The 5,316-nt window shown below is 67.2% G+C and carries 5 protein-coding genes and 1 pseudogene; 3 read left to right on the top strand and 3 right to left on the bottom strand.

Annotated features, from left to right (window positions below):
• Together ACFV5N_RS24315 and def are read left to right on the top strand one after the other, a co-directional pair.
• Positions 1–547 (top strand): annotated as a pseudogene (locus ACFV5N_RS24315) (hypothetical protein); the annotation flags it as partial.
• A 31-nt stretch (positions 548–578) separates the two neighbouring features.
• Positions 579–1,202: a peptide deformylase gene (gene def / locus ACFV5N_RS24310; protein WP_385603663.1), complete on the top strand. Its 624-nt coding sequence runs from the start codon at positions 579–581 to the stop codon at positions 1,200–1,202.
• A 60-nt stretch (positions 1,203–1,262) separates the two neighbouring features.
• On the opposite strand, the gene ACFV5N_RS24305 is transcribed toward def, so the two are convergent.
• Genes ACFV5N_RS24305 through ACFV5N_RS24295 form a run of 3 tightly spaced genes read right to left on the bottom strand, consistent with a single transcriptional unit; the run spans position 1,263 to position 4,401 of the window.
• A complete protein-coding gene (locus ACFV5N_RS24305; RefSeq protein WP_385603660.1) occupies positions 1,263–1,817 on the bottom strand; it encodes a hypothetical protein in 555 nt (184 codons plus the stop codon).
• Positions 1,818–3,959, bottom strand: a complete 2,142-nt coding sequence (locus tag ACFV5N_RS24300) for a hypothetical protein (RefSeq protein WP_385603658.1) — start codon at positions 3,957–3,959, stop codon at positions 1,818–1,820.
• Positions 3,946–4,401 (bottom strand): hypothetical protein, encoded by a 456-nt coding sequence (locus ACFV5N_RS24295; protein WP_385603656.1) that lies wholly within the window; start codon positions 4,399–4,401, stop codon positions 3,946–3,948. The genes ACFV5N_RS24300 and ACFV5N_RS24295 overlap by 14 nt, the downstream gene beginning before the upstream one ends.
• A 162-nt stretch (positions 4,402–4,563) precedes the next feature.
• Here ACFV5N_RS24295 and ACFV5N_RS24290 point away from each other — a divergent pair.
• On the top strand, positions 4,564–5,316 hold a 753-nt coding region (locus ACFV5N_RS24290), incomplete at its 3' end, for a hypothetical protein (RefSeq protein ID WP_385603653.1).

Here is a 5,316-nt window from a genome sequence, read left to right as displayed (position 1 = left end):
GGGCCGCCGCCTCGACCCGGCCAGGATCGAGATCCAGAACATCCCGCTGCCGTCCTCGGGACGGCGCTGGGGCGAAGTGGTGCTGCACGACGGCGTCCCGCACGGCGAGCGGGCCACCGGAGCGGCGGTCTTCCCGGTCTTCGACGAGATCGAACTGTGGGCGCCCTCGGCGATCCCCACCTGGGTGGTGCTGATCGAGGCCGCCGCGCCGCGCGACCGGGACGCCCTGGAGCGGCTGGCGGCGGACGCCGGCTACGCGGCCGAGGACTGGTCCTCCTCGGTGCGGCTGCTGTGCCGGTCCTGCTCGGAGAGCCGGATGCCGACCGAGGAGGGCGACGGTGGTGCGGTACGGCACGACCCGCACGACCACAGCGAGCCGGGCAGCCCCGGGCCGCTGGGGCACGTGGCCGCCGCGGACGGCCTGTGGACCCCGGAACGCGAATGCGGCCTGGCGGCCCCCGAGCCCTTGGTGCGCGGCCTGCTGGACGGCTGGGTCGCCGACAGCCCGGACACCCGGGACTGGCGGGACCTGGAAGAAGTCTGCTGAGGCTGACCGATGCGGACCGTAAGCTGTATGCATGACGCAAGAGATCGATCAGCGTGTGGATGACTTCATCGACGACACGCAGGACTGCGAGGCGCGGGAGCGAGCGTACCGGGAACGCGGTACGGCCCGGCCCATCACGGTCGTCGGCAACCCGGTGCTGCACTCCGAGTGCCGGGACGTCACCGAGTTCGACGACGGTCTCGCGGCGCTGATCGACGACATGTTCGCCAGCCAGCGGGCGGCGGAGGGGGTCGGTCTCGCGGCGAACCAGATCGGCGTCGACCTGAAGGTGTTCGTCTACGACTGCCACGACGACGACGGCGTGCGGCACGTCGGGGTGGTCTGTAACCCGGTCCTGGAGGACCTGCCGGCCGAATCCCGGGTGCTCGACGACAACAACGAGGGCTGCCTGTCGGTCCCGACCGCCTACGCGGAACTGGCCCGCCCCGACTACGCGGTGGTCACCGGCCAGAACGCGGCGGGCGAGCCGATCCGCGTCCGCGGCACCGGCTACTTCGCGCGCTGCCTCCAGCACGAGACGGACCACCTGTACGGCCGGCTGTACATCGACCGCCTCTCCAAGCGGGAGCGCAAGCGCGCCCTGAAGATGATGGAAGAGGGCACCCCGCGCTACGAGACGGTCCCGAACGACTGACGCGACCGCGCACGAGCACCGAGGACCCACACAGGGGCGGACCGGCAACCGGTCCGCCCCTCAGACGTCGTCGCACTGCTGGTACTCCTTGACGCCCTCGACGTAGCTGCGGGCGAACGCTTCGATGGCGTCCTTGCGCTCCTGGTCGTCGTCGATGGGGGTGTCGAAGAAGTTGATGCTGATCTTGGGGTAGGCGTAGAGACTCTCGTCGTCCGCTAGGCACCGGAACGATATCCCGGCACCCTGTTCCCAGAGGAGCGCCTCTCCTTCGATGTTTATCGTCTCCAGGAGCGCGCCGGAGTCATCGAACGGCGGCCCGGGTGGTTCGGAGAGCGTCTCCAACATATATGTGCTGAAGTCTGCTGTTCTCTTCGAGTCGATATAGATGGTGCACAGGAGGCGGCCTTCCATGGAATCGTTCGCGTCCATGGAAAAGTCGGAGCCAGGAGGAAAGACCGCCTCCGACAGCGATGGATCCACGCGTATACCGCAGATTTCCTCGGGTATTGAGTACTCCTGGCGCTTCTCCTCCTGTGAACAGCCGGAAGCAAGCAATGATCCGGCCAGGACGAGAATGGCAGCGATTCCCGATCGATTGGTGCGGTTCCGATCCATCTACTTCGTGTCCCTTCCCAGCAGTGCCGCTTCGCCGATCTTGTTCGCGCGCCCGTTCTCGGATCGGTAGTCGGTCTCCCCGTCCGCCCAGACGGAGTTGATGTCGTACCATGCGTCGGCCAGCGCGGCCAGTTGGTTGGCCCGGGACTGTGTGACGATGTATTCCTCCTCGGAGTACCGTCCTTCGATTCTCGCCAGCTCATCGTCCAGCCAGGACTGTGTGTAGACGTCCATCCCACGCTGCACAATGTCACCGAGTTCTGGAATAAAGTTGAATGCTGCCCCGAATGCATGATATTGCCAACGGGCATTCCAGGTGGCGTCAGATTCCTCTTCCGCCATTTCGCCGTACAGTGCGTCGTTACGTGCCTGCTCAAGAAAGCCGACCGTCTGTCCCGCCCTGGCAAGCGTGTCCTCGGGTTCGAGCAGTACTCCCGCCGTATTCTCTGTGTCCCGAAGAGAGTCGACGAGAAGGTAATTCATGCCCTCGTTGAGTACACCGTAGGTTTGAGGATCGCGCGATATCTGAGTGGCCACGTCCGAAAGGTGGCGGTGATCCAGGGGCGTGTCCGGCAGCTGACTTCCGGCCGTGTCGATGACGGCGTCCCCGTGATTGACCAGCATCTTGGCCATCGGACTACGGAACTCCGGCGGAAAGTCGTCGCCCAGACCGGACCCCAGCTCAAGGATCCGGTCGCGGGCCGCCTCGTGATGTGCCGAGTGCTCGACGTACACGGCGGCCGGGTCGTGCGGGTTGATGCCGGTGGCAGCGGCGAACAGGGCCTGGCCGGCCTCCTCGTACAAGGCGCTATCGCCGTCGGGCGAGTGATTCGCCCGCTCGCCGAGGATGTACCCGAGGTAATCCTGTCCCGCTTGGCCCTCTTCCGCGCGTGCGTGGGCGGCAGCCGACGTGTCCGGCTGCTGCTCGTCGTCCAGCAGAGCGAAGGCGGTCGCCGCGTCCGGGTTGTTGCCCAGTGCTCTCATGAACCCGGTCATCGGGTCCGTCCGGTACTCGTCGCCGATGACGCGGCGGTACGCGTCGGCGGGTGCGGCACTGGCCCAGAAGGGCCCCGCGTCCAAGGCGAGTTCCTGTTCCGACTCCACCAGGGCAACGCCGTAGTCGACCAGCCAGTCCTTCTCGTACCCCCCGTGCGTCATCAGATCGCTCATGATCTGGAATCCGTAGGGATCCATGCTGCTCGCGGTGCCGACCCGCCGGCTCCCGAGCGCAATGATCTCGTTCCGCCACTCGCTCATGCCGGGGCGGTCGCTGTGCGACGCGGTGCCGAACGTGACGCCCAGGTTCTCGCGGAGCTGGAGGACCGCGTCCCGGTACTCGTCGGTCACTTCACCGGAGCCGGGTCCGTCCAGTACGTCCGCCCAGAACCGCAGGGTGCCGTCGGCGCCCAGGCCGGCCGCGAGGTAGGAGGCGAAATACTCGTTGTCCTTCTGTGCCGCCGCCAGTTCGTTCAGCCGATCCAGGCCCTCCTGCGTCGCGTACGCCGCCGCCTCGATGAGTTCCAGATACTCCTGAGCATCAGCGATGCCCTGTGCGCGTTGGGCGTCGAGCAGGTCGGCGGCGGCGACCGGGGCGAAATGATCGCGGTCCTCACCCGCGTTGTCGCGCAGGGCGCGGGTGGCGGTCTCATCGGCCGTGGCGGCCTCGGCCAGGATCATCCGGATACGGGCGGTGAAATGCTCGATGTCACCCTGCCGCTCCGAGAATGCGGATCCGAGGGGCTGGCCCTGTTGTTCGAGGCCGGCGTCCGTGTAGGGCCCGTCCAGGCGCTCCATCACCACACCGCCGGACGTGATGTACAGCCCCTTCTGCTGGGCCTCGGCCGCGAGTTCGCGCAAGGCCTCCCGGTGGGCGCGCTGCGTGGCACGGAACTCCGTGAGGATCGCGTGGACAGCACGTGCCTGCTCATGCGCGTACTCGAACTGGGAGCCGGACCGGAGGATGAACGCTCTGCTGACCGTCGCGTTCCGGCCCTTCCAGCCGGAGGCCGTGAGTTTCGTCAGCAGACCCTGGGACGCCTCGGCCGCGAGACCGTCCAGGTCGCGGACCGTCTGCCGCCAGTCCTCGATCGCCGCGTCCAGCGCGCCGAAGTCGAGGTTGTACAACTGCTCATATCCGGGCATCGGAACCGTCCTGTCCCCACATACCGGCGATCTCGGTGGGCGGGGGGCTCTCCTCGGCAAGAGCCAGGATGGAAGGCGTGCCCCGGGGGCCGAGGGCCTGGGTCGCCGCCCTCAGCTCGGTCTCGATCTCGGCCTCCAGGGCGACGTGGACGGTCCCCGTGTCGTCCAGGTGCTCCGCGATGCGCATGCAGTCGTCGTACAGATTCTTCGACTGCCGGAAGAAGCGCGCCATCGTGTTCTGCAGTGCGGCCCCGGTGGTGAAGCCGTCGCCGGTGAGCGAGGCGGCCGCGGTGTAGGTGGCACCGGAAGCCTGGGAGCCCACGGTGAGGATCCGGGACAACGCCCTGGCGTCCTGGCCCATGGCCCGCAACTCCGCCGGATCCACGACAAGGTCGGCCTGCGGCTGGTCCCAGTCCTGCAGCGTCTCCCCGTCCGGGACCACGGTCGAGTTCAGCCGGGTTGAGACAGAGTCTTCGGGCGACGCGGACATGACCCCCCCTGCGTGTTGGCATCCGGATACTTACGGTAGCAACCTGTTCGTGCTCGAAAACCAGCGGTACGTATCCTGTTGCGGTACGTACGTGGCCGGGACGGGGAGGGGCCGGTGGATTTCGAGGAGCTGGAATCGGCGACGCACGAGCAGTTGGCGGCGTTGCTGAACGGGGCCAATCCGGACGCGCTGATCGGGCGTGGGGAGACGCTGGTCAACGTGGCACGGGCGGTCGCCCAGGTGGGCGCGGTGGTAGCGCACCAGATGCGCGTGCTGGAGTGGGAGGGCGAGACAGCGACGGTCCTGCGGGAGTGGGCCGCTCGCTTCGAGGCGGACTCCGAACACCTGAAGGTGTACACCAACACCATCGGCCTGGCGATGAAGTCATCAGGGGCGGCGCTGAAGGAAGCCATCAGCAGCATGCCGCCGGTGCCGGAGACGACGACAGTGCCGGATTCCGGCTCGCAGCAGGCGTTCGGAACGTACCTCGGTACGGGCGCGCTGAGCGGGAACGAGCAGGTACGCCAGGAGGCCATCGGCGTCATCTCCCGGCTGGGGCAGGCGTACACGGTGGCGTCGTCGGCGATCCGGATGCTGCCGGAGCCTCACTTCACGCCGCTGCTTCCTCCGGAGGAATTCGGAGGCGCCCAACCCCCGGTAGCGTCCCGACCAGGGGGTAGCGGCGAGAGCACGGGGCAACAACCTGTACGAAGCGGCCCGCTTCAGTTCGAGGCGAATGCCCAAGAAACGCAGAATCTGCTGAGACCGACCAGCCAGTGGACCGGTACTGGGACTGCACAGCACCCGGGCGCTGTTGATGGTGGTGTGGGGACGTCGTTGGATTCGGTGGGGACGTTGCCGAACAGT

The sequence above is a fragment of the Streptomyces sp. NPDC059853 genome, assembly GCF_042731495.1.
Taxonomy (GTDB): Bacteria; Actinomycetota; Actinomycetes; order Streptomycetales; family Streptomycetaceae; genus Streptomyces.
The sequence above is the reverse complement of the archived record's forward strand: the minus strand, read 5'-3'. Positions and strand labels throughout refer to the sequence as shown.